19 protein-coding genes and 1 tRNA gene are annotated in these 26,718 nt (G+C 67.7%); 13 read left to right on the forward strand and 7 right to left on the reverse strand.

Annotation, left to right across the window (positions count from 1 at the left end; genetic code table 11):
* Positions 1-139 precede the first annotated feature (139 nt).
* Complete coding sequence (hppD, locus tag ACFSGX_RS04245) at positions 140-1,204, reverse strand: 4-hydroxyphenylpyruvate dioxygenase (protein ID WP_380928237.1); 1,065 nt, start codon at positions 1,202-1,204, stop codon at positions 140-142.
* Positions 1,205-1,288: 84 nt separating this feature from the next.
* On the opposite strand from hppD, the gene ACFSGX_RS04250 reads away from it, so the two are divergent.
* The 5 genes from ACFSGX_RS04250 to ACFSGX_RS04270 all read left to right on the forward strand — a co-directional run bounded on the left by ACFSGX_RS04250 (position 1,289) and on the right by ACFSGX_RS04270 (position 8,330).
* Complete coding sequence (locus ACFSGX_RS04250; protein ID WP_380928239.1) at positions 1,289-1,765, forward strand: MarR family winged helix-turn-helix transcriptional regulator; 477 nt, start codon at positions 1,289-1,291, stop codon at positions 1,763-1,765.
* A 196-nt stretch (positions 1,766-1,961) separates the two neighbouring features.
* Positions 1,962-4,271 carry a putative bifunctional diguanylate cyclase/phosphodiesterase gene (locus tag ACFSGX_RS04255; RefSeq protein WP_380927723.1) on the forward strand — a complete coding sequence of 770 codons (2,310 nt, stop codon included), beginning with the start codon at positions 1,962-1,964 and terminating at the stop codon, positions 4,269-4,271.
* 89 nt (positions 4,272-4,360) lie between these two features.
* Positions 4,361-6,469: a TonB-dependent siderophore receptor gene (locus ACFSGX_RS04260; protein ID WP_380927724.1), complete on the forward strand. Its 2,109-nt coding sequence runs from the start codon at positions 4,361-4,363 to the stop codon at positions 6,467-6,469.
* Positions 6,469-7,041, forward strand: a complete 573-nt coding sequence (locus tag ACFSGX_RS04265) for a hypothetical protein (RefSeq protein ID WP_380927725.1) — start codon at positions 6,469-6,471, stop codon at positions 7,039-7,041. Before ACFSGX_RS04260 ends, ACFSGX_RS04265 begins: the two co-directional genes overlap by 1 nt.
* Entirely contained in the window at positions 7,038-8,330 is a 1,293-nt protein-coding gene (locus ACFSGX_RS04270) for a PepSY-associated TM helix domain-containing protein (protein ID WP_380927727.1), read from the forward strand. Before ACFSGX_RS04265 ends, ACFSGX_RS04270 begins: the two co-directional genes overlap by 4 nt.
* 10 nt (positions 8,331-8,340) lie before the next feature.
* Here ACFSGX_RS04270 and ACFSGX_RS04275 read toward each other — a convergent pair.
* Positions 8,341-8,416: transfer RNA gene (locus ACFSGX_RS04275), tRNA-Ala, on the reverse strand.
* Positions 8,417-8,639: 223 nt separating this feature from the next.
* On the opposite strand from ACFSGX_RS04275, the gene ACFSGX_RS04280 reads away from it, so the two are divergent.
* Complete coding sequence (locus ACFSGX_RS04280) at positions 8,640-9,629, forward strand: NADP-dependent oxidoreductase (protein WP_380927729.1); 990 nt, start codon at positions 8,640-8,642, stop codon at positions 9,627-9,629.
* Between the two features lie 52 nt (positions 9,630-9,681).
* Here ACFSGX_RS04280 and ypfJ read toward each other — a convergent pair whose 3' ends face one another.
* A complete protein-coding gene (gene ypfJ / locus ACFSGX_RS04285) occupies positions 9,682-10,578 on the reverse strand; it encodes a KPN_02809 family neutral zinc metallopeptidase (protein ID WP_380927730.1) in 897 nt (298 codons plus the stop codon).
* Positions 10,579-10,758: 180 nt separating this feature from the next.
* Between ypfJ and ACFSGX_RS04290 the strand changes: the two genes are divergently transcribed.
* The 5 genes from ACFSGX_RS04290 to ACFSGX_RS04310 are packed head-to-tail and all read left to right on the forward strand — an operon-like array spanning position 10,759 to position 17,471.
* On the forward strand, positions 10,759-13,386 hold the full coding sequence (locus ACFSGX_RS04290; RefSeq protein WP_380927731.1) for a M1 family metallopeptidase: 2,628 nt from the start codon (positions 10,759-10,761) through the stop codon (positions 13,384-13,386).
* A 2-nt stretch (positions 13,387-13,388) separates the two neighbouring features.
* Complete coding sequence (locus tag ACFSGX_RS04295) at positions 13,389-14,555, forward strand: patatin-like phospholipase family protein (RefSeq protein ID WP_380928241.1); 1,167 nt, start codon at positions 13,389-13,391, stop codon at positions 14,553-14,555.
* Positions 14,556-14,612: 57 nt separating this feature from the next.
* Positions 14,613-15,398 (forward strand): 3-hydroxybutyrate dehydrogenase, encoded by a 786-nt coding sequence (locus tag ACFSGX_RS04300; RefSeq protein ID WP_380927733.1) that lies wholly within the window; start codon positions 14,613-14,615, stop codon positions 15,396-15,398.
* Positions 15,399-15,452: 54 nt separating this feature from the next.
* A complete protein-coding gene (locus ACFSGX_RS04305; protein WP_380927734.1) occupies positions 15,453-16,130 on the forward strand; it encodes a DUF4893 domain-containing protein in 678 nt (225 codons plus the stop codon).
* Positions 16,131-16,151: 21 nt separating this feature from the next.
* Positions 16,152-17,471: an amidohydrolase gene (locus ACFSGX_RS04310; RefSeq protein ID WP_380927735.1), complete on the forward strand. Its 1,320-nt coding sequence runs from the start codon at positions 16,152-16,154 to the stop codon at positions 17,469-17,471.
* A 621-nt stretch (positions 17,472-18,092) separates the two neighbouring features.
* Here ACFSGX_RS04310 and ACFSGX_RS04315 read toward each other — a convergent pair.
* Positions 18,093-18,656 (reverse strand): outer membrane beta-barrel protein, encoded by a 564-nt coding sequence (locus ACFSGX_RS04315; protein ID WP_380927737.1) that lies wholly within the window; start codon positions 18,654-18,656, stop codon positions 18,093-18,095.
* A 523-nt stretch (positions 18,657-19,179) separates the two neighbouring features.
* Positions 19,180-20,142, reverse strand: a complete 963-nt coding sequence (locus tag ACFSGX_RS04320; protein WP_380927739.1) for an aldo/keto reductase — start codon at positions 20,140-20,142, stop codon at positions 19,180-19,182.
* A 188-nt stretch (positions 20,143-20,330) separates the two neighbouring features.
* Here ACFSGX_RS04320 and ACFSGX_RS04325 point away from each other — a divergent pair, with 188 nt between their 5' ends.
* Complete coding sequence (locus tag ACFSGX_RS04325; protein ID WP_380927741.1) at positions 20,331-21,719, forward strand: TIGR03013 family XrtA/PEP-CTERM system glycosyltransferase; 1,389 nt, start codon at positions 20,331-20,333, stop codon at positions 21,717-21,719.
* Positions 21,720-21,772: 53 nt separating this feature from the next.
* A complete protein-coding gene (locus ACFSGX_RS04330) occupies positions 21,773-24,163 on the forward strand; it encodes a DUF3772 domain-containing protein (protein ID WP_380927742.1) in 2,391 nt (796 codons plus the stop codon).
* A 135-nt stretch (positions 24,164-24,298) separates the two neighbouring features.
* On the opposite strand, the gene ACFSGX_RS04335 is transcribed toward ACFSGX_RS04330, so the two are convergent.
* Positions 24,299-25,297, reverse strand: a complete 999-nt coding sequence (locus ACFSGX_RS04335; RefSeq protein ID WP_380927743.1) for an SAM-dependent methyltransferase — start codon at positions 25,295-25,297, stop codon at positions 24,299-24,301.
* Positions 25,298-25,394: 97 nt separating this feature from the next.
* Positions 25,395-26,660 carry an FkbM family methyltransferase gene (locus tag ACFSGX_RS04340; protein WP_380927745.1) on the reverse strand — a complete coding sequence of 422 codons (1,266 nt, stop codon included), beginning with the start codon at positions 26,658-26,660 and terminating at the stop codon, positions 25,395-25,397.
* Positions 26,661-26,718 lie beyond the last annotated feature (58 nt).

Below are 26,718 nucleotides of genomic sequence, written 5' to 3' on the forward strand. Positions count from 1 at the left end.
AGACTTACATAGAAACCCGTCCATGCCGAGCGGCGTCGAGGTACGCTTCCCCCCGAGCGTAGCCGAGGGGCGCTGTTGGCTTCTCGACTTCGCTCGAAGGGTCCCTCGACTTCGCTCGGGATAAGCGGGTTTGGTTGGGTTAGGCGTCGACGGTGATGACCCCGCGACGAATTTGATCGAGCTCGATGCTCTCGTACAGCGCCTGGAAGTTCCCGTTGCCGAAGCCTTCGTTGCCCTTGCGCTGGATGATTTCGAAGAAGATCGGGCCGAACATTGGTTCCGTGAAGATCTGGAGCAGCAGGCCTTCCTCGCCGACATTGCCGTCGATCAGAATGCGGTTGCGGCGCAGGCGTTCGAGGTCGTGGCCGTGGCCGGGGACGCGTTTGTCGACCAGTTCGTAATAGGTTTCGATTGTGTCCTGCAGCTTCACGCCGCGGGCGCGGAGCTTTTCGACGGTGGCGAAGATGTCGTCGGTGGTAAGTGCCAGATGCTGGATCCCCTCGCCATTATAGTCGCGCAGGAACTCCTCGATCTGGCTGTGATCGTCCTGGCTTTCGTTCAGCGGGATGCGGATCGCGCGGTCGGGGGCGATCATCGCCTGGCTGAACAGGCCGGTCGCCTTGCCCTTGATGTCGAAGAACTTCTGCTCCTCGAACCCGAAGATGCGGCCGTAGTATTCGGCCCAGGTCTTCATCTGGCCGCGGCGGACATTGTGGGTGAGGTGGTCGAGCAGGTCGAGCCCGACGCTGTTGGCGGCTTCCGCCTCCGCCGCACCCGGGACCGGCGTCCAGTCGTCGTAGAGCGAGCCGCGCGCGCCGTGCCGATCGACGAGGTAGAGGATCGAGCCTCCGATCCCCTCGACCGCAGGCACGCCGTCGAGCGCGGCGCCCTCGGGCGCGGGCTTCGCGCCGGCGGCGATCGCGTTGTCGTAGGCGGCGCGGGCGTCGTGGACGCGGAACGCCATCGCGCTGGCCGACGGGCCGTGCGCGGCGTGGAAGCTGGCGGCGTGGCTGTTCGGTTCGCGGTTGAGCAGCAGGTTGATGCGGCCCTGCTTGTAGCGGGTGACGGCGCGGGTCGGGTGGACCGAGGCGGGGACGAAACCGAACTGTTCGAACTGGTCCGCCAGGCGGTCCGGATCGGCCGAGGTGAATTCCGCGAACTCGAACCCGTCGAGCCCCATCGGGTTGACGTCCATATGCTCCATCGCCGGCATCCTCATCCAAACTGGTATCTTATGACACTAAGATGCGGCTGTCGTGCCATCGTGTCAACTGATACGACCTGGCGGATGGACCGCCCGACGCTCGCCCTCGACGACTTCATTCCGTACCGCCTGTCGTTCACGTCGAACCTGGTCAGCGATACAATCGCGGGGACGTACGAGGCGCTGTTCGGGCTGACGATCCCGGAATGGCGGCTGATCGCGGTGGTGGCGGAGACGGGCGGGATCACGCAGGCGGCGATCGGCACGCGGACGCGGATGGACAAGGTGACGGTCAGTCGCGCGGCGATCGCGCTGGTCGGGCGCGGGGTGCTGGCACGTGCGCTGAACCCGGACGATGGGCGGTCGCACCTGCTGAGCCTGACCGATGCGGGGCGGGAGCTGCACGCGCAGATCGCGCCCAAGGCGATGGAGCTGGAGAGCCGGATCTTCGCGCGGTTCGACCGGGAGGAGGTCGAGCGGTTCGTGGCGATGCTGCGGCGGATCGATGCGATCACGCTGGCGATCGGGACACCGGCGGGCACGGAAGCGGGCAACGGCTGATCCGCTGCGGATCCCCGATCCTGCATAAAGCCTCGCGGGGAGCCCGCCGGGGCGAGGCATGATCGGGCCGAGGCGAGCCGCGTCCGTAACATCCTTTAAAGTCTACCTACAATATGTTCGGTATGGACAGGATGCCTGCGTCCTGGGCGAGAGTTGCGCGTTGAGCGACCCGACCATGCCCTCCCGAAAGTGACAAATGCACATAGAGTTACCCGTTCTGCGCGCGAAAGAGGCCTTCGACCCGGCTTATGATATCGGCTCCCACTCCGCGTGCCTGGAGGTGTTCGAGACGATCGTGGAACAGGCCGCGCGGGCGACGGCCTGCACGACGGCGATGATCTGTGCGGTGCGCGATGGCGAACTGGTGCCGCTTGCCGTCAGCCGGAGCGGTCTGCTGTCGCCCGCCCTGCCGTATCGAACCGACGCAAGCACGGGCTGCGACGGCGCGCCGATCGTCACGAACTGCATCGACGGATCGCCGATCGCGCTCGGCTTTCGCGGTGAAGGCGGTGACAAGGTGCGGTTTGCCGCGGTGGCGCCGATCGCGGGAACGGACGGCGCGTTGCTGATCGTCCTCGATACGCAAGCGCGGGCGGGGCTGAGCGCCGCGCAGACCTATGTGCTGCGGTCGCACGCGGCGCATCTGGCAACGTTGTTCGATCTGATGCTGTTGCAGGAACGCGTCGACCGGGTGGACAGCCGTGCGGGCCAGGCCACGCTGGAGCGGTTGCGGCTGCTCGAGTCGGTCGCGGTGCATGCGCGCGATTCGATCGTGATCACCGAAGCGCAGCCGATCGACCTGCCCGGCCCGCGCATCATCTATTGTAACGCGGCGTTCACCCGCACGACGGGCTATACCGCGGAGGAGGTGATCGGGCTGACACCACGCGTGCTGCAGGGGCCGAAGACCGACCCGAAGTCGCGCGCGCTGCTGCGCCGGGCGCTGGAAACGTGGCAGCCGATCGAGATCGAGATCATCAACTACCGCCGCGACGGCAGCGAGTTCTGGGTCGAACTGAGCATCGTGCCGGTGGCGAACGAGCGGGGCTGGTTCACGCACTGGGTGTCCGTCCAGCGCGACATCACCGAACGCAAGGCGGCGCAGGAGCTGAGCGCGCGGGTGCGCGTGGCGGAGCTGGAGAACCAGGCGCTGGCCGGCGAGATCCTGGAGCGCAAGCGGATCGAGGCGGAACTGCTCTACACCGCGTTCCACGACAATCTGACGCGGCTGCGCAACCGGGCGTTCTTCATGGAACGGCTGTCGAAGGCGCTCGATCGCGAGCGGTTGCAGGGGGCGACGACCTGTTCGGTGCTGTTCCTGGATCTGGACCGGTTCAAGATCGTCAACGACAGCCTGGGGCATCTGGCGGGCGACGCGCTGATGAAGGAGGTGGCGCAGCGGCTGCGGCGGTGCGTGCGTCCGCAGGATACGTTGGCGCGGATCGGCGGCGACGAGTTCGCGATCCTGATCGAGGATGCTGTCGACCTTACGATCCCGGTGAGGATTGCGGAGGCGATCATCGAAGCACTGCGCGCGCCGGTGCAGCTCGGGCGGCAGAGCGTGTTTCCGTCGGCCAGCATCGGCGTGGTGCCGGCGGGCGAGCCGGGCGTGGTGCCGGACGACCTGATGCGCGATGCCGATATCGCGATGTATCAGGCAAAGCGCGCGGGTGGCGGCGACTATGCGATCTTCGATGCGACGATGCATGACGATGCGGTAAGCCAGCTGACCTTGCAGACCGACTTGCGGCAGGCGGTGGAGCGCGGCGAGTTTCACCTGGCCTATCAACCGATCGTCGATCCGGCGAGCGGCGCGATCCAGAGTTTCGAGGCGCTGTTACGCTGGACGCACCCCGTCCGCGGGCCGATCAGCCCGGCGGACTTCGTGCCGGTCGCCGAGGAGATCGGGCTGATCCGCCAGATCGACCGATGGGTGATGCGCGAGGCCTGCGCCCAGCTTGCGCAGTGGCAGCGTGCATTCGACGATCCGGCGTTACGGTTGAGCATTAACGTGTCGGCGGCGGTGTTCGTGGACCGTGATTTCGTGACCGCGTTGTCGGAGGTGCTGGACGAGTTCGGGCTGCGACCGCAGACGCTGGAGCTGGAGATCACCGAGGGGATCTTCCTCCATCCATCGGCCGAGATCGCCGGCGCGATCGGCGCGGTGCGCGATATGGGCGTGCGGATCGCGCTCGACGATTTCGGGACGGGCTATTCGTCGCTCAGCTACATCAACCGCTATCCGATCGACACGATCAAGATCGACAAGTCGTTCATCGACGGGGTCGGCAGCAACCGCGAAACGCGGGCGATCGTCGAACTGATCGTGAAGATGGGCGCGACGCTGGACCTCAATATCATCGCGGAGGGGGTCGAGACGCAGGCGCAGACCGACATTCTGATGCAGATCGGATGCCGCGCGATTCAGGGCTTTCATTTCGCCCGGCCGCTGACGCCGGAAGATGCGACGCAGGCGCTGGCCGCGGGGGGTGCCGCCGCGCCCTGAGGCCAACGGGACGGACCGTGCCAATCCGCTCTTGATATTGCAAATCGCTCGCATTATCAGCGCCCCAACGAACTTGGGGGGTTTCAAGAATGCGAGTGATCAAGCCGTTGCTGCTGTCCATGACCGCGCTTGCCGGGACGCCCGCGCTGGCGCAGCCGGCCGACCGCGATGCCGATATTGTCGTGACGGGCCAGGCGCGCGCGGGCAACGCGGCGACCAAGACGGACACGCCGGCGATCCAGGTGCCGCAGCCGGTGACGATCATTCCGGCCGAGCTGTACCAGGCGCAGGGGGCGGTCTCGATCTCCGACACGCTGAACTATGTCGCGGGCGTGCAGTCCAATCCCTACGGGCCCGACAGCCGGGTCGACAGCGCGACGATCCGCGGGCTGACCGCGTTGCAGTTCCGCGACGGGATGCGCGACATCTACAGCTTCTACGCCAGCATCCGGGCGGACCCATATAATTTCGACAGCGTGCAGGTGCTGCGCGGGCCGTCGTCGATGCTGTTCGGGCAGGGGTCGCTGGGCGGGCTGATCAACCTCAATTCCAAGCTGCCGTCCGCAGCGCCGGCGGGCGAGATCGCGGTGCGGTACGGATCGTTCGACCGCAAGGAACTGCTGGCCGACCTGACCGGCCCGATCGCGAGCAACCTGACCGGGCGGATCGTGGCGCGGGTGCGCGATGCGGGGACGCAGACCGATCATGTGCCCGACGACCGCGTGATGATCGCGCCGTCACTAACCTGGTCGCCGGGGGCGGACACCGACCTGACGCTGCTCGGCCTGTATCAGGAGGACGATGGCGGTTCGACGGCGCAGTTCCTGCCGCTGGTCGGCACGATCCTGCCGAACAGCGCGGGCAAGATCCCGAGCGACCGGTTCGTCGGCAAGCCGGGTTGGGACCGGTATGACGGGCGGTTGTTGCAGGGGACCGCACTGCTGACCCACCGGTTCGGCGAGACCGCGAAGCTCAGCATGAAGGCGCGCTACATCGACAGCGACCTGACGTACCTGACACATTATCCGGACAGCTATTCCAACCCGACCAACCCGTATGTGAAGCTGGATGCCACGGGCACGCCGGTGAGCGATCCGGACGGCCGCTCGATCGGGCTCTATGCCGACGGCAGCAAGGCACGGATGGAGGTGTTTTCGACCGATAACAACGTTCAGCTGAACTTCCGGACCGGGGCGGCGATCGAGCATGTCTTGCTGGGCGGCGTCGACTACAGCCGGAGCCATGTGCGCAAGGTTGCCGGGTTCGGGTTCGAATATGTCGACATCTACGACCCGGATTATGCCGCGCTGTCCGATTTCGGCGGCGGGCTTCCGCAGCCGGCGGCGCCGTCGGAGGATGTGGAGCAGACGCAGCTCGGTTTCTACGTGCAGGACCAGATGCGGTTGTGGGACCGTGTGTCGGTCGTGGTCGGCGCGCGGCGCGATCGGGTGACGTCGCAGAGCTTTGCCGCGGATCGTACGGTGCAGCATGCGACGACGTTCCGCGCGGGCGTGATCGGCGAGATCGTGCCGGGGCTGTCGCCGTTCTTCAGCTATACCGAGAGCTTCGAGCCGATCGCGGGGACGGCGAGCAACGGCAACCCGTTCCTGCCGAAAGCCGGCCATCAATATGAGGCGGGGCTGAAATATCAGCCAAACGATGCCAGCATGGTGACGGTCACCGGATACCGCATCAAGGAGACCAACCGTCCGGTCGACGATCCCACCACCACCGATCCGTTCGACCAGCGCCAGGCCGGGTCGCTGACGTCGAAGGGGATCGAGTTCGAGGCGCGGACGGTGTTGCCGGGGCAGGTCCAGCTGATCGCCAACTACAGCTACAACGAGGCGGAGATCGACGGGACGAACCAGCAGCTGGAGAATGTGCCGAAGCATAATGCGTCGTTGTGGGCGGCGCGGTCGTTCGCGCTGACCGACGATGTCAGCCTGCGGATCGGCAGCGGCGTGCGCTATTCGGGCAAGAACCGGTCCTATGGCCCGGCGTTTCCGGACGGGATCGTAACGCCGGACTATACGCTGGTCGACGGGTTCGCCGAGGTGCGGTGGCAGCGCTGGGGCCTTTCGGTCAATGCGACGAACATGCTGGGCAAGGACTATTACTCGGCCTGCCTGGCGCGCGGCGACTGCTTCGTCGGGGCGGAGCGGAACGTGTTCGGTACGCTGAGCTACCGCCTGTGATGGACGATGCGTCGCTTGGTCTGTGGGTGGCATGCGCGCTGGGGGCGGGCGCGGTCGGCGTGCTGCGCGGGGCGTGGTCACTGGAGCGTCGGGCGAGCGGGTGGAATTCGCTCGGTTGGGGCCTGATCGTCGCTTCGGTCCTGTCCGGTTGGGCGGCGGCGGGCGCTTGGGGCGTTTCGGTCGCGGCGCTGGTGACGATGGGGGCGGCGTTCGTTGCGCTGACTGTCGCGGCGATCCGCTGTCCGCGGGGGCGCGCGGTGGCGGCGGGGCGGCGGGTCGCGGTGCCGGCGCGGGAGCCGCGGGCGATCGGGCGGCGGGTGACGACGTTCGTGATGGTCATGCCGGGCGGGCTCGCTGCGGCGATCCTGCTGGCGCTTGGACTGCGCTGGCTCGGGCTGGCGGTCGGTTGGGGGGAGGCGAACGCCAACGTCGCGGCGCTGTATGCGGTGCCGGTCGGCTGGGCGGTGCTGGTCACCGTCCTGTTGATGCAGGTGCGCCGGCGTAGTCAGGTCGCGACGTTGCTCGTCAGCGGTGTGGCCGGGTTGCCGATGCTGATGGGGGCCGTTGCGTGACGATCGCACCGGGGGCCTCGACTGTCCGATCCGCCTTGTCCGCGCATGCCGCGATGGGATTGCTTGCGGGGGCGTTGCTGTATCTCGTGTGTCTCAGCGGGACGGTGCTGGTGTTCTACCAGGAATGGCAGCGCATCGAACAACGCGACGCGCCGGAGATGGCGCGGATCGATCCGCAGGCGGTGCAGCGCGGCGTGGCGGCGGTGCTGGCCAAGGAACAGGGCAAGCCGGCCAGCGCGCATCTTTATGTGCACATGCCGGTGCCGGAACTGCCGCGCGCGACGATCACGACCGATCATCAGGCGGTGCATCTGGACGCGCAGGGGCGGATCGCGGCGCCCGAGCTGAACCACTGGTCCGAGTTTCTGTATGCGTTGCACTATACGCTGAACGTGCCGGGGGTGGTCGGGATGACGATCGTCGGGGCGCTGGGGATGCTGATGGTGGCGCTGTCGGTGACCGGGCTGATCGCGCATCCGCGGATCTTTCGCGACGCGTTCCGGCTGCGTGCGCGGCAGGGTGGCGGCGTGGGAATGGCGGACTGGCACAACCGGCTGAGCGTCTGGACGCTGCCGTTCGGGCTGGCGATCGCGATCACCGGCGCGGTGATCGGACTGGCCGGCGTCGGGACTGCGGTGCTGGCGCGGGTCGCTTATGGCGGCGATATCGCGGCGGTGTATGCGCCGATCTTCGGCAAGGAAGCGAAGCCGAACGCGGCGAGGGCGCCGGTTGCGGATGTTGCGGCGGCGCTCGATCATATGCAGCGGGCCTATCCGGATATCGCGGTGACTTATGTGACGCTGCACGATCCGGGAACGGCGGGACAGCATGTCCAGATCGTCGGGCGGCATGCGCGCCGGCTGATCTTCGGGGAGTATTACGACTTCGACGCGGGCGGCCGTTTTACCGGGACGGCCAGACTGGCCGATGGCGCGATCGGGCAGCAGGCGGCGGCGTCGAACTACAATTTGCATTTCGGCAATTATGGCGGGCTGCCGGTGAAGATCGGCTATGTCGTGTTCGGGCTGGCGCTGACGGTTGTGAGTGCGACGGGTGTGTATATCTGGCTGGGCAAGCGGCGGCGGCGCGGGTTGCGCGAGCCGTGGCTGCTGGGCGCGTGGCATGGGGTGGTGTGGGGTGCGCCGGTTGCGCTGGTCGCGACGCTGGTGGTCCGGTTCGCGGTCGGTGACGCGGCACCGTTCACCGCGGTCTTCTGGGTCGGGTTGCTGCTGGTCGTCGTCGGGGGTGCGTGGGTCGCTGGGCGTCGCGAGCGTGCGCTGATCGCCTAGCGTGCGGGGCTGGTGGAGCTGAGCGGAATCGAACCGCTGGCCTCTGCAGTGCGATTGCAGCGCTCTCCCATCTGAGCTACAGCCCCAGACCCGACAGGCCGCCTCTAGCGAAGCCGTCGGGCGCTGGCAACGGGCCGGATCATATTTTTGACGACGACCGCGAGACGCCGCCGAGACGCGGTATTGGTAGGCATGTTGCGGTGAGCCCGTGCCGGCGCGGGACCGGGCGCACGCCGCATGATCCAGGTTGCTTTACGTTCGCGGAAAGGGGGCGTAGGCCCGCGGCATTACATCAGAGGAGATACCGATATGGCCCGCGCCTGGACCCTGACGTCGCGCCCGAACGGCATGCCTGCCGCCGACAATTTCGCGCTGACCGACGTCGCCCTGCCGCCGATCGAGGACGGCATGATCCGCGTCCGCAACAGCTGGCTGTCGGTCGACCCGTATATGCGCGGGCGGATGAACGACACGAAGAGCTATGTCCCGCCGTTCGCGATCGGTGAACCGATGCAGGGCGGGGCCGTCGGCGAGGTGGTGGAGAGCCGCGCGGACGGGTTCGCGGTGGGTGACCATGTCGTCCACATGGCGGGCTGGCGCGACGAGGCGGTGCTGCCGGTGGCGGGCGTGCAGAAGATCCCGGCGGGCGACATTCCGGTGCAGCGTTATCTGGGGCATCTCGGCATGCCGGGAATGACGGCGTGGTTCGGGTTGCTTGCGGTGGCCGAGGCGAAGGCGGGCGAGACGGTGTTCGTGTCGGCTGCCGCCGGTGCGGTCGGCTCTGCGGTGGTGCAGATCGCCAAGGCGAAGGGCATGACCGTCGTCGGATCGGCGGGCGGGGCGGCGAAGGTCGCGCTGGTTGAGTCGCTCGGGGCGGATGCGGCGATCGACTACAAGTCGGACGGGTCGCTGGTGAAGAAGCTGATGGCGGCGGCACCGCAGGGGATCGACGTGTATTTTGACAATGTCGGCGGCGGGCATCTCGATGCGGCGCTGGCGACGGCGCGCGATGGGGCGCGGTTCGCGATGTGCGGGATGATCGAGGGCTATAACGGGGCGGACCCGGTGCAGCTGCGCTATCTGATGCGGATCGTCGCGGCGCGAATTCGGTTGCGCGGGTTTATCGTGAGCGATTTTCAGGCCCAGGCCGGCGAGTTCCAGCGCGAGATGGGCGCGCTGGTGCAGGCGGGGAAGATCCGGAGCGAAGAGACCGTCCATGACGGGCTGGAGGCGACGCCGGAGGCGTTCATGGCGCTGTTCAGCGGTGGGAACAGCGGGAAAATGCTCGTTCGGCTGTAAGCCGGCGACGATGAGGGGAGGGTGACGGTCTGTCATCCTCCCCCGTCTGGTTTTAGGCCGAGGCGAAGGTGTCGCACTTGGCGGGGTCGCCGGTGTCGAGGCCGCGTTGCAGCCACTTCTGGCGCTGTGCCGAACTGCCGTGGGTGAAGCTGTCCGGGCGGGCGCGGTCGCCCTGGAGCTTGTCGTCGCCGATCGCGGCGGCGGCGGTGAGCCCTTCCTGCACGTCGCCGGGCGACATCAGGTTCGGGTTCCGCGCGGCCCAGACGCCGGCATAGCAATCGGCCTGCAGTTCGACCTTGACCTGTACGGCGTTCCCGCCGGTTTCGGACGTTGCCTGCTGCGCCTTCTGGGCCTCGGCCAGCGTGCCTTCGAGGTCCTGAATGTGATGGCCGACCTCGTGCGCGATGACATAGGCCTGCGCGAAGTCACCGGGGGCGCCGAACTTCTGCTGGAGTTCGGTGTAGAAGGTGGTGTCGAGGTAAATCTTCTTGTCGGTCGGGCAATAGAACGGGCCCATCGCGGACTGCGCCTGACCGCAGCCGGAGTTGCCGGAGCCATCGTAGAAGCTGAGGCCGGCCGGCGTGTATTGCTGGTTGCGTTCGGCGAACAGCTTGGTCCAGGTATCTTCGGTGCTGGCGAGCACCTGGCACGAGAATTTCTGTGCGGCGTCGGCGGAGCAGGCTTCGGCCGCGTTCTTTGTCGCACCCTCGCGCGGGCCGCTGGACGTGGTCGTGCCGCCGCCGGTCAGCATCGACAGCGGGTTCATGCCGAACAGCATCGCGCCGATTGCGAGCACGACGATGCCGCCGATGCCGAACCGACTGGCCACGATGCCGAACAGCAGGCCGAAGATGCCGCCGCCCCCACCGCCGCCGCCGAAGCCGCCGCCGCCCCCGCCGGACCCCTGGTCCTCGACATTGTCGCTGGTCCGATAATCGTCGAGCCGCATGATGAAACCCCTTTCGCTGCCGTCACAATGTCCGGGCCGCCTATGCGGTTGCATGCCCGTCGCATGCAACGCCGACGCGGTCGCAGCACCGCTTGTCGCGGCGGGTAACCCGGATTAGGCAAGACTATCCACGGTAATCGTCCCACGATCGCCGTCCTGCCATATGGGAATGACCATCCGATGAAATCCTACGCCCGGCTGTCCGCCCTGCTCCTCGCCTCCGTCACGCTGATCGGGGCCGCGCCCGCGCCGTTGCCGGCGGTGGGCGTGCAGCAGCCGGGGCGGTTGCCGCCGGGGGTGACGCCGCTGCATTACGACATCTCGGTCGAACCGGATGCGCAGAAGCTGAACTTCACCGGTAGCGAGACGGTGACGATCGCGGTCGCGCGCCCGACGACGCGGATCGTGCTGAACGCCGCCGAGTTGGCGGTGGGCTATGCCAAGCTGGACGACAGCACGACGCCGTCGAAGCTGACGCTGGACGCCGCGGCGCAGACGCTGACGCTCGATTTCGCGAAGCCCGTCGCAGCCGGCACGCACCGGCTGGCGATGAGCTTCTCCGGCAAGATCAACGAGAGCGCGGCGGGGATGTTCGCGGTCGATTACCAGGACGGCAACACGCCCAAGCGGATGGTCGTGACGCAGTTCGAGCCGGCCGACGCGCGGCGCTTCGCACCGATGTGGGACGAGCCGGGCGCGAAGGCGACGTTCAGCCTGACCGCGGTGACGCCGAAGGGGCAGTCGAGCTTCTCCAACATGCCGATCGCGAGCCAGGCCAAGCGCGCTGACGGCAAGACGGTGGTGACGTTCGCCAAGAGCCCGAAGATGTCGAGCTACCTGCTGTTCCTGGGGCAGGGGGAGATCGAGCGGAAGGCGCGGATGGTGGGGAACACCGAAATCGGCGTGATCACGCGCAAGGGCGCGCTCGCGCAGGCGGACTATGCGCTGGATGCCGCAGCGCGCATCCTGCCTTATTATAACGACTATTTCGGCGTGCCTTACCCGCTGCCCAAGATGGACATGATCGCGGCGCCGGGGTCGAGCCAGTTCTTCTCGGCGATGGAGAATTGGGGAGCGATCCTGTATTTCGACCGGGCGGTGCTGCTCGATCCGAAGTTGTCGACCGAGACGCAGCGTCAGGACATCTTCAACGTCGTGGCGCACGAAATGGCGCACCAGTGGTTCGGCGACCTCGTCACGATGGGGTGGTGGGACGATTTGTGGCTGAACGAGGGGTTCGCGTCGTGGATGGCGGCGAAGGTCACCGGCGACCTGAACCCCGACTGGAACGTGCCGGCGCAGGACGTGGCGGGCGCGCGGCAGGCGGCGTTCGGCGTCGACGCGCGCGCATCGACGCACCCGATCGTGCAGAAGATCGGGACGGTGGACGAGGTGTCGCAGGCATTCGACACCATCACCTACCAGAAGGGTCAGGCGGTGATCCGCATGCTGGAGGGTGCGGTGGGGCCGGACCCGTTCCGCAACGGCGTGCGCGCGTACATGGCGAAGCACCAGTACGGCAACACCGTGACGGACGACCTGTGGCAGGCCGTGTCGGCGTCGGCCGGGCGGCCGGTGAAGCCGTTCATGGACAGTTTCACGCTGCAGGGCGGCGTACCGCTGATCACCGGGACGGAGCCGGTGTGCAGTGGTGGGCGGACGCGGATCGGCCTGTCGCAGGGGCGGTTCGGGCTGGATGCTGGATCGAAGGTGGCGCAGCGCTGGATCGTGCCGGTCGAGATGACCGCGGGTGCGGCGTCCACGACCACGACGGTGAGCGGCGCGGCGCGGCAGAGCGCGACGGCGGCGGGCTGCGGTCCGCTGGTCATCAATCCGCGCCAGCAGGGTTATTACCGCACGCTGACCGCGCCGAAGCATTTCGAGACGTTGTCGCGCGGGTTCGGGCAGCTGGCGCTGACCGACCAGCTGGGGCTGATGGGCGATAGCGTCGCGCTGGCCAACGGCGGTTATGCGCCGCTGAGCCGCTACCTGACGCTGCTCGACCGTATTCCGCAGGCGTCCTCGCCGATCGTGTGGGACCTCGCGGCGTCGCAGCTGGGGGCGCTCGACGGGTTGCTCGACGGCGATCCCGCGCAGGCGGCGTTTCGGACGCGGGCGCGCGGGTTGCTGGCGCCGCAGTTCCGGCGAGTCGGGTTCGTCGCGCGGACGGGTGAGACGCCGTCCGACAGCATCCTGCGCGAGACGCTGATCCAGGTGTTGGGCGGGATGGGCGATCCGGAGGTCGTGGCGGGCGCACGCAAGCTGGTCGCCGGCGGGCTGGACGATATTCCGGGCGCAGTGCGCGAGCCGGTGACGACGGTGTATCTGTCTAATGCGACGCCGGAACAGTGGGAGGCGATGCGCAAGCTGGCCGCGTCGTCGAAGGATGCGGGCGTGCGGCGGAGCCTCTATTCGCGGCTCGGCAATGTCGCCGACCCCGCGCTGGCGCAGCGCGCGCTGGACCTGGCGTTGACCAACGAGGCGACGGTGCCGGACCGTGCGAACCTGATCCGCGGGGCGGCCTATGCCCATCCGGGAATGACGTTCGACTGGGCGGCGGCGCACAAGGATCAGGTGAACGCGCTGGTCGAGGCGAGCTCGCGGCCGCGCTACATCGTCGGGCTGGCCGGGCAGGCGTCCGACCCGGCGGTGGCGACGCGGGTCGCGACCTATGCGCAGGCCAATCTGCCGCCGGCATCGCGGCAGGGGGCCGAGACGTCTGTGTCGCAGATCCGCTACCGCGCCGGGTTGAAGGCTGCGCAGCGTGCGCCGCTGGCGGCGTGGTCGCAGTCCGCGCCGGCGCGCTGAGCATGGCGGATCGCGATCCGGGCGTGCGGCCCGCCGTGCGGTCTCGCGCCGGCCGGCGGGGGGACGCGGCGCTGCCCTTGCCGGACGAGGTCGCGCTCGTCCTGCAGGGTGGCGGTGCGCTCGGGTCGTACCAGGCGGGTGTTTACGAGGCGCTGGACGAAGCGGGGATCTCGGTCGATCACGTCGCGGGCATCTCGATCGGTGCGGTGAACGCGGCGATCATCGCGGGCAATCCGCCGGAGAAGCGTGTCGAGCGGCTGCGGCAGTTCTGGACGATGCTGTCGGGGATGCTGCCGAGCTTCCCGATCTGGCAGACGACCGATGCGCGCGAGTGGCTGCACGAATGGTCGGCGGGCATGGTCGCGACGTTCGGCGTGCCGGGTTTCTTCCGCCCGCGGATGGTGCCGCCGATGCTGGCGATGCCGGGCACGCCCGACGCGCTGAGTTTCTACGACACCGCGCCGTTGGCCGAGACGCTGAACGCGTTGATCGACTGGGACCTGCTGAACGACGGGCCGGTGCGGGTGTCGGTGGGGGCGGTCGATGTCGACAGCGGCAATTTCCGCTATTTCGACAGCGGGATAGAGCGGCTGGACGCGCGGCACATCATGGCGTCGGGCGCGCTGCCGCCGGGCCTGCCGCCGGTCGAGATCGACGGGCGTTGTTACTGGGACGGCGGGCTGGTGTCGAACACGCCGCTGAGCCATGTGCTCGATACGCAGTTCGCCGACATGCTGGTGTTCCAGGTCGACCTGTTCCCCGCGTCGAACGAGCATCCGCGGACGATCATGGACGTGGCGGCGCGCGCCAAGGAGATCCAGTTCAGCAGCCGGACGCGGCAGGTGTCCGACATGATGATCCGCCTGCGCCGCGAACGCGAACTGATCCGCGCGGTGCTGGTGAAGCTGCCCGCCGAGCTGGCGGACGATCCGGATGTCGCGGCGCTGCGCGATGCGGCGCGGGATTATGCGGCCAATGTCGTCCAGCTGATCTACCGCGCGAATGCGTGGGAGGGCGGATCACGCGATTATGAGTTTTCCGCGCGGACGATGGACGAGCATTGGGCGGCGGGCCATGTCGCGGTGGCGGAGGTGATGACCCACTCGGGGCTGGTGGCGAAGAACATCCTCGACGGGAAGACCGCGGCGTTCGATCTGGGCAAGAAGTAGTTCGGCGTTTCACCTAGGCCCCGGCCTCCGCCGGGGAACACTATGGGAGTTGGCAGCATGTTCCTTCAAGGCAAGACCGCGCTCGTCACCGGGTCCACGTCGGGCATCGGCCTGGCTTATGCCAAGGCGCTGGCGGCGGAGGGTGCCGCGGTGATGATCAACGGGTTCGGCGAGGCCGCGGCGATCGAGACGGAGCGTGCGGGACTGGCGGCGTTGTCGGGCGCGAAGGCGGCGTATAGCGCGGCGGACATGACGAAGCCCGATCAGATCGCGGCGATGGTGGCGGAGTGCGCCGCGACGCTGGGCGGGCCGGACATCGTGATCAACAATGCGGGCATCCAGTATGTCGCGCCGATCGACGAATTCCCGGTGGAGAAGTGGGACGCGATCCTGGCGATCAACCTGTCGTCGGCGTTCCATGTCATGCGCGCGGCGGTGCCGGGGATGAAGGCGAAGGGCTGGGGGCGGATCATCAACACCGCGTCGGCGCACTCGCTGGTCGCGAGCCCCAACAAGGCGGCGTATGTGGCGGCCAAGCACGGGCTGAACGGGCTGACCAAGACGGTGGCATTGGAGGTGGCGGAGCACGGCATCACCGCGAACTGCATCAGCCCCGGCTATGTTTGGACCCCGCTGGTCGAGAACCAGATTCCGGACACGATGAAGGCGCGCGGGATGACGCGGGAACAGGTGATGGAGGACGTGCTGCTGGCCGCGCAACCGACGAAGGAGTTCGTGACCGCGGAGCAGGTCGCGGCGCTGGCGCTGTTCCTGTGCGGCGATGCGGCCAAGGCGATCACGGGGGCGAACCTGTCGATGGACGGAGGCTGGACCGCGGCCTGACGCGATCGGTTGCGCAAGCGTCGGTTAAGGTTATGTTCGGGGCAGGGAGTTTCCATGCGTCCGACTGTCGTCCTGCCGATCCTGTCCTTGCTGGTGGCCGGCTGCGCCACCGGGACCGCGCCCGTCGGCGGTGTGTTGCCCGCGGTGGGCGGCACGCGGGACATGGCGCGGATCGCGCCCGTCGCCCCCGTGGTGCCGGGCGGGTGGCGCGCGGTGATCAGCAGCGAGGACCGGCTGCGGCTGCATAACTGGCGCGACAGCTGGGTCGCGGCGCTGGCCCGCGCCAACCGATCGGGCGCGCGGGCGAAGATCGCGGCGGAGGGCGCGTTGCTGCAACCCGATCGCGCCGTGCCGGGGGTGGTGCCGCCGGTCGGGGCCTATCGGTGTCGCACGACGAAGCTGGGCGCCCGCGGGCCGGGGCTGCTCGACTATGTCGCCTATCCGGCGTTCAACTGCCAGATCGCGGCGGGGCCGAACGGGACGTTGCGGCTGATCAAGCTGAACGGATCGCAGCGGCCGGTGGGGATCCTGTATCCGCATAACGACCAGCGCATGGTGTTCCTGGGCACGATGATGCTGGGGGACGAGCGGCGTGCGCTGGAATATGGGCGCGATCCGGAGCGCGATATGGTGGGTGGGCTGGAACGGATCGGGCCGAACCGGTGGCGGCTGCTGCTGCCCGCACCGCGCTGGGAATCGCTGTTCGACGTGATGGAGCTGGTGCCGGCCTGATCCGTGCTGGGGGGAATGATGATGACGGGATCGGTTCGGGCGAGTGTGGCCGCGTTGCTGGCGGCGATTGCGGTACCGGCGGCGGCGGATCCGCTGGCGAGCGCGGTGCAGGGCGACATGCCACAACTGCTGACGATCTACCGCGACCTGCACGCGCATCCGGAACTGAGTTTCGAGGAGGTGCGCAGCGCCGCGATCCTGGCGGCGGAGGCGAAGCGGCTGGGCTTCTCCGTGACGACCGGGGTCGGCAAGACGGGCGTCGTGGCGGTGATGAAGAACGGGCCGGGGCCGGTCGTGCTGCTGCGTGCGGACATGGACGCGCTGCCGCTAGTCGAGCGGACCGGGCTGGCGTTTGCGAGCAAGGCGACGTCGCGGACGCGCGAGGGGGCGACGACGGGGGTGATGCATGCGTGTGGCCACGACACGCACATGACGGCGTGGATCGGGACGGCGCGGCGAATGGCGGCGATGAAGGATCGCTGGTCCGGCACGCTGGTGATGGTCGCGCAACCGGCGGAGGAGATCGGGTCCGGCGCGAAGGCGATGCTGGACGACGGGCTGTATACGCGCTTCCCGAAGCCGGCGTTCGCGGTGGCGTTCCACGACAGTGCCGCGTTACCGGCGGGCACGATCGGCTATGCCGACGGATACACGATGGCCAACGTCGATTCGGTCGACCTGCTGGTGAAGGGGGTGGGCGGGCACGGCGCCTATCCGCAGCTGGCGAAGGATCCGATCGTGCTGGCGGCGCGGATCGTGACCGCGTTGCAGACGCTGGTCGCGCGCGAGATCGATGCGCAGGATGCGGGTGTGGTGACGGTCGGCAGCTTCCTGGCCGGGACGAAGCACAACATCATCCCGGACGAGGCGCGGCTGCAGCTGACGGTGCGGAGCTATACGCCCGCGGTGCGCAAGACTTTGCTGGACGGGATCGCGCGCATCGCGAAGGGCGAAGCGATCGCGGCGGGGATGCCGGACGACCGGATGCCGGTGATGGTGGTGAAGGACGAGTTCACGCCCGCGACGCTGAACACGCAGCCGGTGACGGGTCGCCTGACGCAGGCGTTCGCCGCGCGCTTCGGCAAGGACCGCGTGACGCAGCAGCGCGCGCAGATGGGTGGCGAGGATTTCAGCCGGTTCAGCCTGGACCAGGACGGCGTGCAAAGCCTGTTGTTCTGGGTTGGTGGTGTGCCGCAGGCGAAATGGGATGCGGCGGGGGGTGACACGACGAAGCTGCCGTCGATCCACAGCCCGTTCTGGGCGCCGGATGCCGCGGTGACGATCTCGACCGCGACCGAGGCGATGGTGACGGCTGCGTTGGAGTTGATGCCTAAGGGGTGAGGGGGCTGGTGCCTACTCGGTCGAGCGCAGCGTTTCAGAACCCACGACCCCGTTCGTGCTGAGTAGAGACCGAGTAGCCCCCCTGCCCGTATCGAGGTCTCGTATCGAAGCAGGGTTCTGAGGAATGTACCTGCCCTTCCGAACTCCCCGCTGATCCGTTCGGTTCGAGCCTGTCGAGAACGTTGCGCGGCGTTCTCGACAGGCTCGAACCGAACGGGTTTGGGGGTGGGGTGGCGCACGGTGAAAGCATTATGATCGAGGTCGGGGCTCGTCCTTCGATACGGGTCTTCGACTTCGCTCAGCCCCTACTCAGGATAAGCGGTTTGAGGTTGGGGCGAGGCTTAGACGCCGGGTGTAAGCCATCCACCATCTGCCCTCGCTAAACACCATAGCTTGATTGGGGTGCCGACCGTCCGTCGTCTTCGGCGCTCGACCTGCCCCCAAGCTCATCGGGCTCGTCAGGTTTAAGCCCCTCTCCCCAGCCCTCTCCCCGGAGGGGAGAGGGGGCCCTTGTGCGCCTTGGATGAGGCTGCACTTCGTCCAAACGAGAACGGGCGCGGTTTCCGGAGAAACCGCGCCCGTGTCTGTCAGGTACGCGGCCCTTGCGGGCCGCGGGCTTGATTACAGGTGGAAAACCACACCGGCCATCGGACGGATGCTGTGGAAGTCGTAGGTCGTGGCTTCGAGGCGGAGACGCGCGCCCGAGTTGCCGGTCAGGCCGCCGAGACCGATGTCCTTCGGACCGACTTCAACGCCCATGCCGTAGGCCCAGTTGTCGTCCTTGCCCTTGTCCTTGGTGTCGACCCACTGGTAGCCGAACTTGCCGTAGATGAGGCCGGATTCACCGGCGCGGGCGCCGACGCGGCCCATCACGCCATATTCCCAATCGAGGCCCTTGAAGCCCTTGGCAACGTTGCCTTCGACGCCGACGAAGCCGGGGCCAACCGCGACGTTCGCGCCAGCGAAGCCTTCGACCAGGCCGCCATCGGGGCAACCCGACGCGCCGTTGCAGTTGGACGTCAGCGGACCACGGTTGTCGCTGTCGAAGTCATGGTAGCCGCCTTGGATACCGAAGTAAGGCTCGATCGCGAACGCCGCGGTCCCGTCGGGAGCGGTGTCCTGCGCGAAGGCAGCGGCTGGGATCATCGTGGCGCCAACGAGCGCGGCGAGGAGGAGTTTCTTCATCGGATAACCTTCCGTACTAAGCCAAATACATAGCCACCGGCAGAACTGTTCGTTCGGTGGCAGCCTCGTCGAAACAGACCAGTCACGCTGCGGTTGCGAACCCGAACGGAACAATTTCTGAGTGTTGCAACAAGAGCACATTCTTTCCGTGGACGCGTCGAATCGGCTCGTCCGGAAGAGGGCCAGCTAGCATCCAATTTGTAACAAAGCGACCCACCGACATGCGACATGTTGGTCGAGTGTGGCAATCAGGCAACGACCGGGGTCGCGCCGTTGGGGTTTTGCGACCGCCACCCGGCCGAAACGACGAGGCTGGAGGCTCGTCGAAGCGGGTTCCGCAGGCGGGATTCAGCCCCTGACACTAGGGCATCCAGGGCGGTTTTCTCACGGTCCGTGACTACGCGACGTGCGCACGGAAAGTTGCAGTCCGTTAAGTCGCGGACGCGCCGTGCAGTGTTGCCGGCCGCGGCGAGGAAGCGTGTCGGGTTCGTCCATCGGCGTGCTTTCGGCGCAACACCGTCGATCAGCCTCCGGCGGCATCCAGTGCGGCGATGTCGTCTGCGGTCAATGTGATGTGCATCGCGGCGATGAGATCGGCGACCTGCGCGGCGCTGGTCGCGCTGGCGATCGGGGCGGTGATGCACGGCCTGGCCATCAGCCAGGCGAGCGCGATGCGGGCCGGGTTGGCGGCGTGGCGGGCGGCGACGAGATCGAGCGCGCCGAGCATGGCCAGCCCGCGGGCGTCGAGGTAGCGGCCGGCCCCGGTTGCTCGTGCGCCGGTCAGGTCGGTCGTCCGGCGATATTTGCCGGTCAGGAACCCGGCGGCGAGGCCGTAATAGGGCATGACGCCCAGCCCGCGTTCGCGCACGACGGGCAGCAGCGTGGTTTCGAACTCCGTGCGTTCGAGCAGATTATAGTGCGGCTGGACGACACTGAAGGCGGTGAGGCCGTGCGCGGCGGCGACGTTGGCCGCCTCGTCCAGCCGCGGGCCGGTGAAGTTGGAGGCACCGATCGCCCGGACCTTGCCGGCGCGGACGAGCCGGTCGAACGCGTCGAGCGGCTCGGCCAGCGGCACGGCCGGATCGTCGCGGTGCGCGAAATACAGGTCGATCCGGTCGGTGCCGAGCCGGCGGAGCGAGGCGTCGACCGCGGCGGCGATCCGTGCCGGGGCGAGGCCGTCGCCACCGTCGCCCGCGAGCATGCCGACCTTGGTGGCGATCAGCACGTCGTCGCGCCGGCCGGAGTGGCGCAACCATTCGCCGATCAGCGTTTCCGATTCGCCGCCGGCATGGCCGGGCACCCAGGCGGAATAGACGTCGGCCGTATCGATCATCGTGCCGCCGCCCGCGACGAACGCGTCGAGCACCGCGAAGCCGGCCGCGCGGTCCGCCGTCCAGCCGAAGACGTTGCCACCGAGCACGAGTGGCGCGATCGTCAGCCCGCTGTTTCCCAAGGCTCTTTTTGCGGCGGCTGTGGTGTTCGTCATGCGTCTGGCTCCGTCGTTCTGGGGAAAGAACGAGGCGTACGGTGCCGCCGTTCCGGGCGCCCGGACGCAGCCCGCACGCCGGCACCGGTTCGTCGCGATCGTGTGGCGAAACCGTTTCTAAGGGAATTGTTCGCAAAGTTCGGGCAGGAGGGCGGGGGCAACGGGCAGGGGCGCGGCGGACAAGACATGTGATCAGGCTTTTCAAACATTATGTGCCCTATGCGGTGCTGTTCCTCGCGCTCGTCGAGTTCGGGCTGCTGGTGGCGTGCGCGGAGGCGGGCTGGGTCCTGCGGATCTGGCAGCTGGGGTCGAAGGTCCTGCCGATCCACACGCGGATCGCGCAGCTCTTCAGCTTTGCGGTCGCGGTGCAGCTGGCGATGATGGCGGTGGGTGCGTACGGGCCGCAGGCGCTGCAATCGATGCGCTTTGCCGCGGCGCGGTTGCTCGTAGCGATGACGCTGGGGCTCGCGTTCCTGGCACTATTGTTCTTCCTGATGCCGGGGCTGACGTTGTGGCGGTCGAACTCGGTTTATGCGGTGGGCGTCGCGTTCGTGGTGTTGATGCTCTTCCGGGCGATCTTCGCGGGCATGATCGGCGGGCATGCGTTCAAGCGGCGGATCATGGTGCTGGGCGCCGGGCGGCGCGCGGAGCGGATCCGCGACCTGGCCAAGGTGCCCGGATCGAGTTTCCTGGTGGTCGGCTATATCGGCATGACGCAGGATCCGCCGCGGATCTCGTCGGCGATCCACCGCGACGCGATCGAGAGCCTGGCCGAGCATGTGGTGAACCTGAACGCGAGCGAGGTCGTGCTGGCGCTGGACGAGCGGCGCAACGCGTTGCCGCTGGCCGATCTGCTGCGCATCAAGACGACCGGCGTGCATGTGAACGAGCTGTCGAGCTTCTTCGAGCGTGAGACGGGGCGCGTCGATCTGGACAGCGTGAATCCGTCCTGGCTGATCTTTTCGGACGGGTTTTCGTCAGGGCAGCGGCTATTCAAGGTCGCCAAGCGGATCTTCGACCTGGTCGTCAGCCTGATCCTGCTGGTGGTGACCGCGCCGATCGTGCTGCTGTTCGCCGCGATCGTGAAGATGGAGAGCAAGGGGCCGGCCTTCTACCGCCAGCACCGCGTCGGGCTGTACGGTGTCGAGTTTTCGATCGTGAAGCTGCGATCGATGCGACAGGATGCCGAGGTCGCGGGCATGGCGGTGTGGGCCGAAAAGGACGATCCGCGCATCACGCGCGTCGGGCGGATCCTGCGCAAGCTCAGGATCGACGAGCTGCCGCAGGTGTGGACCGTGCTGATGGGCGACATGAGCTTCGTGGGCCCGCGGCCGGAGCGGCAGCAGTTCGTGACGGACCTGGAATCCAAACTGCCCTTCTATGCCGAGCGGCACATGATGAAGCCGGGCATCACCGGCTGGGCGCAGATCAACTATCCGTATGGCGCGAGCCTGGAGGATGCGCGGCACAAGCTGGAATATGACCTCTATTACGCGAAGAACTATACGCCGTTCCTCGACCTGCTGATCCTGTTACAGACGGTGCGCGTGCTGTTGTGGAACGACGGCGCGCGGTGAGGGAGGACGGGGGCGGGTTCAAACCCGACGCCGGACCCGCTAGGGGCGTGGCGATGCGCCTGTTGTTCGCCTTGCTGATGATGTTGTCCTTCGCCGCGCCGGTGGCGGCGCAGGTGACGGTGCGCACCGATGCGGCGGAGGCGACGCTGGTCGCGGCGACCACGGAGCTGAAGCAGATCGACGCGGCGTTCGATGCGTCGGCCAGCGCGGAGGTGCAGGCGACGCTGCGCGACCGGGCGAGCGTGGTGAAGGCGCGCGCGGACGAGGCGGTGACGCAGCTGACCCCCGAGCTGGCGCTGGTTGATGCGCGGATCGCGGAGCTGGGGCCGAAGCCGGCGACCGCGGAGGCGGCCGACATCGCCGCACAACGCCGGTCGCTGGCCGCGTCGCATGCGGCGATCGACGGGGCGATCAAGCGCGGGCGGCTGTTGTCGGTCGAGGCCGCACAGCTGACCGACGAGATCGCCGGTGCGCGGGCCGAGCAGTTCGGGGAACGCGTTTCGGCGCGGGTGGAATCGCCGCTGAGCCCCGCTTTGTGGGCGAACATCTGGCGCGACCTGCCGCGCGACATGCGTCGCGTGATGCGGTTCGTCGACGAGGCGGGCGCGACGTTCGGCCGTGCGATGCGCGGGCGGAACGCCTGGATGATGTTCGTCGGGCTGGTGCTGGCGGTGGTGATCGCGTTTCCTGTGCGGCTGTGGCTGCGCCGGGCGGGGCGCCGCTATGCGATCACCAGCGCGCCGGGCAGCCGCGCGCGGCGGACGGGGCTGGCGCTGTGGTTCCTGCTGGTCGGGACGCTGGCGAACGCGCTGGCGGCAGCGGCGCTGGTGCTGGGACTGCGCTGGGCCGGCGCGCTCGGCGCGCGGGCGGACCAGCTGGCCACCGCGTTGCAGGTGGGCGGCAGCGTGGCCGGGTTCATCATCGCGCTGTGCGGCTGTCTGCTGCTGCGGCGGCAACCGTCGTGGCGGCTGTTGCCGATCGGCGACGATGCGGCGCAGGCGTTGCGCCCGTGGGGCTGGGCCGCGGGGCTCATCATCGTGCTCGACACGATCCTGAACGGGGGCAGCCGGATCATCGGGTTGTCGACGTCCGCGCGCGTGGCGGGAGAGGGGGTGACCGCGCTGGCCTATGCCGCGGTGATCGGCGGCGTGCTGGTGACGATCGCGCGGTTGCGCGCGGCGCGCGATGCGGAGCGGGCGGCGAACAGCAAGGGTGACGCGGTCGAGCCACCACGGCGCGCGGCGCTGACGCTGGTCCTGCTGGCGGCGTGGAGCGTGGTGGCGGTGGCGCTGGTCGCGATCCTGGCCGGTTATGTGCCGTTCGCGCTGTTCCTGATGCGGCAGACGCTGTGGATCTCGGTGGTGTCGGGCGCGGTCACGCTGCTGCTCGCCGGGATCGACGATATCGTCACGACCTTGCTGTCGTCGGGCAGCCGGCTGGGCCGCGCGGCGCAGGCGGGCGTCGGCGTGCGCGGGCAGACGATCGACCAGATCGGCGTGCTGTTGTCCGCACTGCTGCGGCTGGCGCTGATCGTGCTGGCGATCGCGGCGGTCGCGGTCGGGTTCCAGTCCGACCTGCTGTCGATGGTCGATCAGGTGCGCGATGCCGCGGCGGGCATCACGGTGGGCCAGGTGACGATCGCGCCGGGGGCGATCCTGCGGTCGCTGGCGGTGCTGTTGCTGGCGCTGGCCGCGATGCGCGCGCTGGGCCGCTGGCTGGAGACGAAATATCTGCCGGCGACCGCGCTGGATGCGGGGGCGCGGAACTCGGTGGCGACGGTGGTGCGCTATGCCGGGATTCTGCTGGCGGTGCTGTGGTCGCTAGCGTCGCTGGGTATCGGGATGGAGCGGATCGCGCTGGTGCTGTCCGCGCTGTCGGTGGGCATCGGGTTCGGCCTGCAGGCGATCACGCAGAATTTCGTGTCGGGGCTGATCCTGCTGGCGGAACGGCCGGTGAAGATCGGCGATCTCGTCCGGATCGGCGATCAGGAGGGCGACGTGCGCAAGATCAGCGTGCGGGCGACCGAGATCCAGATCGCCGACCGGTCCACGCTGATCGTGCCCAATTCAGAGCTGATCACCAAGACGATCCGCAACATGACGCTGGCCGACCCGATCGGCCGGATGCAGATCGATTTCGCGGTGCCGGTCGGCACGGATGCGAAGGCGGTGCGCGATATCCTGTCGGCGATCTACGAGGACAATCCAGGGGTGCTCGACGAGCCCGCGCCGCTGATCTTCATCGATTCGCTGGCGGGCGGGCAGGTGACGTTCAAGAGCTTCGCCTATGTCAGCGGGCCGCGGGCGGCGTACCCGGCGCGCAGTGCGGTGCTGTTCGAGATGATCGACCGGTTCGCGCAGGCAGGGATCCATCTGGAGACACCGGCGCAGGAAGTGCGGCTGACGCGCGCGGCGTCGGGGAAGGACGAGCCGGCGGGGGGGTGAAGTTTCCGCCTCCGTTCGGGGCAGGTTTCCGGGGTGCTGTCGGCTACCTGGTTTGAGCTTGTCGCGACCGTAGCGCGGAGGTCTCGACAGGCTCGAACCAAACGGGTTGGGGGACGGGCGTCTGTGTTCCCGCCCTCAGCTTGCCTTGGTGACCATGATTCCGAAGCACGTGGAGACGAAGCCGTCCACGCCGATCTTGAGGTGGTAGGGCTGGCCGAGGTTGGCGCTGAGCGTCTCGAGCACGCCGTCCTGCCAGGGCGGGAGGTCGATGAAGCGGTCGAGCGGCTTGTCGCCCGGGTCGAAGTCGAACGGCGCGACGACATGGCCCTGTTCGGCGAGGCGGGCGGCCAATTCCTCGAAATGGCGGCGCTGGAACAGGACGGTCGGCCAGTTGTCGATCGTGCCGCCGTTCGGGTTGATGTTGAATTCGGTCGTGTGGACCGCGATCCCGCCGGGGCGGAGCGTCTTGAGCGAATTCGCGACGAAATCGACGCCCTGCTGGATCGAGCCGAGATGTTCGAACGCGCACATCGACCAGCAGAAGTCGTAGCCGACCAGATCGTCGGGAATCGCGTTCATGTCGGCGGTGCGATAGTCGACAAGCCGGTCGAACGTCGCGCGGTCGACGAGATTGGCGTGGAAGGCGGCGTCGACCTGGGCCGCGTGCTGGTTCGTGCCCGACCAGTCCTGCGCGCGGCTGTCGTCTGCCGCCAGATCGGTGACGGTCGAGGCCACGCCGTATGAGGCGAAGTAGCTGGCCATCGGTTCATTGCCGCACCCGAAGCCGACCCCGCGCGCGCCGGGGCGCAGGTTGCCGGTTTCGTAGACGGCCTGCAGAATGTAGCTCAGTTCCCAGAGCTTGCGGTGGAAGACCACCGGGACCTTCAGTTCCGAACACCAGTGTGCAACCCAGTCGCTTTCCAGATCGGCCTGCGTCGACATCTTGCTGGACAGGCCGACATGGCGCGCGACGGTGTCGGTGCGGACCGGCAAGGCCGCGCCGAGTGCCTTGGCGAGGTCGTAGCCGAGCGTCTTGATGTTCAGCGCCATCAGATCGATGTTGCGCACCAGAACGCTCAGCGCGTTGATGTTGGGCTGCGACTGGTCGTTGAGCAGCGCCGTGAGCAGGGCCATCCGGTCGTGATCGCTCAGGACCGGTGCGGCCGGTTCCGGTTTGCGTTTCCGCCAAAGCGCGCTGATCTTCATTCCGCATTCCAATTGTTCATCGCCGTCAGGCCCGCATGGCCGCGACAGCATAGAAGAAACCGTTGCCCGTCTTCGGGCTGCGGTCGAATGTCACGAAGCCGCGCCGGAGCAGGGGATCGATCAGCGTCGCCTGGCTCTTGCCGTCGAACACGCGGTGCCATTCGACCATGAACGCGGTGACTTGCTCGAGCAAGCCCGCCTTCTCCAGCGACTCGAAGATCGCGAACTCGGACCCTTCGCAGTCGACCTTGACGATGATCTGACGACCCTTGGCGGCGGCAGCTGCGATGATCGGGCCGAGCATGCCGGCGGCGTCGCGGATCCGGAGATCCGCCGGAACGCCTTCGCCCAGCGTGCGGATCGACATGGAGCCCGAATCCCGTTCGTCGCGGACGAGGAAGGTGCCGTCGACATCATGGTCCGCCAGGGCGACCTGGTAGGTGGTGATCTTCTCCGCCAGATGCGGGTTGATGGCGATGTTGGCGCAGGCGCGCGCGTGGGTTTCGGCGAACGGTTCGAAGGCATGGACCTCCTTCACTACGTCGCGTCGCGCCATCAGCAGGGTGACGAGGCCGGAATTCATGCCGATGTCGATCACGCAGGCATCGCCCGGCGTGCCGATATTATAGGCCTGTTCGAAGAAGATCTCCTGAACGAAGTTGAGGTCGTCGGCGACGCGCGCGAGGAACGATACGCCGTCCGCGTCCAGCACCACGTCGCCGTCCTGCACCCGAACGCCGAAGCCGCTGGAGTGGAGCCGCCGCAGGACCTCGCGGTGTTCGACGAGGAATGGCGGGGCGTCGGGCCTGTCGATATCCGGGAAGCGGGCGTGCGCGAGCAGCGGTTCGACATCGGTGCTCTCCTCGGTCAGCCTGACCAGCGGACGGGCGTCGGCGATGACGAGCGGCACGACGCCGTTCACCCCGACCCGGAACTGCAGCCGGCCGGGTTCGTCCAGCCGGAACGTCAGCACGAAGCGCGTCGTACCGCCGGTCAGGTCCGACAGGTGGATGCCGCGGCGCGCAAGCTGGATCGTGTCGTTGCCAAGGACGGCATCAACCTCGGCGACATATTGGTCCGGGTCGAACGCCTGTCCGGCGATCGGTGCGATCTGGAATTCGACGGCGTAGTTACCCGCCGGATAGTCGTGATAATCACCGAAGACTGCATGGCCGGCCACGCCGGGATGGGTCAGGATACAGGCGGCGCCGTCGACGTCGACAGCCGACCCGATCGTCCAGTTGAGCAAAACAGACTCCGCGCTTGGAAAATTGAGGACGCGCGATGCCACGACTGGCCCGCGGTGACAATAACCAGCGGGGAGGGCCAAAAGTCGCATCGCCGGGCGC

Source organism: Sphingomonas arantia, assembly GCF_042682045.1.
Classification (GTDB): domain Bacteria; phylum Pseudomonadota; class Alphaproteobacteria; order Sphingomonadales; family Sphingomonadaceae; genus Sphingomonas_R; species Sphingomonas_R arantia.

What these genes read in the sequence shown, in the direction of transcription:
- hppD (WP_380928237.1), bottom strand. Translation starts at nt 1,204, where the DNA reads ATGGAGCATATGGACGTCAACCCGATGGGGCTCGACGGGTTCGAGTTC.
- ACFSGX_RS04250 (WP_380928239.1), top strand. Translation starts at nt 1,289, where the DNA reads ATGGACCGCCCGACGCTCGCCCTCGACGACTTCATTCCGTACCGCCTG.
- ACFSGX_RS04255 (WP_380927723.1), top strand. Translation starts at nt 1,962, where the DNA reads ATGCACATAGAGTTACCCGTTCTGCGCGCGAAAGAGGCCTTCGACCCG.
- ACFSGX_RS04260 (WP_380927724.1), top strand. Translation starts at nt 4,361, where the DNA reads ATGCGAGTGATCAAGCCGTTGCTGCTGTCCATGACCGCGCTTGCCGGG.
- ACFSGX_RS04265 (WP_380927725.1), top strand. Translation starts at nt 6,469, where the DNA reads ATGGACGATGCGTCGCTTGGTCTGTGGGTGGCATGCGCGCTGGGGGCG.
- ACFSGX_RS04280 (WP_380927729.1), top strand. Translation starts at nt 8,640, where the DNA reads ATGGCCCGCGCCTGGACCCTGACGTCGCGCCCGAACGGCATGCCTGCC.
- ypfJ (WP_380927730.1), bottom strand. Translation starts at nt 10,578, where the DNA reads ATGCGGCTCGACGATTATCGGACCAGCGACAATGTCGAGGACCAGGGG.
- ACFSGX_RS04290 (WP_380927731.1), top strand. Translation starts at nt 10,759, where the DNA reads ATGAAATCCTACGCCCGGCTGTCCGCCCTGCTCCTCGCCTCCGTCACG.
- ACFSGX_RS04295 (WP_380928241.1), top strand. Translation starts at nt 13,389, where the DNA reads ATGGCGGATCGCGATCCGGGCGTGCGGCCCGCCGTGCGGTCTCGCGCC.
- ACFSGX_RS04300 (WP_380927733.1), top strand. Translation starts at nt 14,613, where the DNA reads ATGTTCCTTCAAGGCAAGACCGCGCTCGTCACCGGGTCCACGTCGGGC.
- ACFSGX_RS04305 (WP_380927734.1), top strand. Translation starts at nt 15,453, where the DNA reads ATGCGTCCGACTGTCGTCCTGCCGATCCTGTCCTTGCTGGTGGCCGGC.
- ACFSGX_RS04310 (WP_380927735.1), top strand. Translation starts at nt 16,152, where the DNA reads ATGACGGGATCGGTTCGGGCGAGTGTGGCCGCGTTGCTGGCGGCGATT.
- ACFSGX_RS04315 (WP_380927737.1), bottom strand. Translation starts at nt 18,656, where the DNA reads ATGAAGAAACTCCTCCTCGCCGCGCTCGTTGGCGCCACGATGATCCCA.
- ACFSGX_RS04320 (WP_380927739.1), bottom strand. Translation starts at nt 20,142, where the DNA reads ATGACGAACACCACAGCCGCCGCAAAAAGAGCCTTGGGAAACAGCGGG.
- ACFSGX_RS04330 (WP_380927742.1), top strand. Translation starts at nt 21,773, where the DNA reads ATGCGCCTGTTGTTCGCCTTGCTGATGATGTTGTCCTTCGCCGCGCCG.
- ACFSGX_RS04335 (WP_380927743.1), bottom strand. Translation starts at nt 25,297, where the DNA reads ATGGCCCTGCTCACGGCGCTGCTCAACGACCAGTCGCAGCCCAACATC.